General features: G+C 43.7%; 1 protein-coding gene. It reads right to left on the reverse strand.

What is annotated here, in order from left to right; genetic code table 11:
• Positions 1-435: hypothetical protein (locus tag ACQKC9_RS08980; protein WP_427621482.1), on the reverse strand; the 435-nt coding region annotated here is incomplete at both ends.

Raw genomic sequence — 435 nt, forward strand, 5'->3', positions numbered from 1 at the left:
TAAAGTACCTGTGTTAGCGATATTGCCGCCGTTAGTGATGTCGCCTGAGTTAGCTATATCACCTGTGTTACCGATACCGTTAGTAGTCGATTGTCCTGCAACGCTTAATGTATCTTGTAGTTCAGTAGCGCCAGTATTCGTTAAAGTACCTGTGTTAACGATATTGCCGCCGTTAGTGATGTCGCCTGAGTTAGCTATGTCACCTGTGTTACCGATACCATTAGTAGTCGATTGTCCCGCAACGCTTAATGTATTTTGTAGTTCAGTAGCGCCAGTATTCGTTAAAGTACCTGTGTTAACGATATTGCCGCCGTTAGTGATGTCGCCTGAGTTAGCTATATCACCTGTGTTACCGATACCATTAGTAGTCGATTGTCCCGCAACGCTTAATGTATTTTGTAGTTCAGTAGCGCCAGTATTCGTTAAAGTACCTGT

The organism is Psychrobacter sp. NPDC078409 (genome assembly GCF_050268505.1).
Taxonomy (GTDB): Bacteria; Pseudomonadota; Gammaproteobacteria; order Pseudomonadales; family Moraxellaceae; genus Psychrobacter.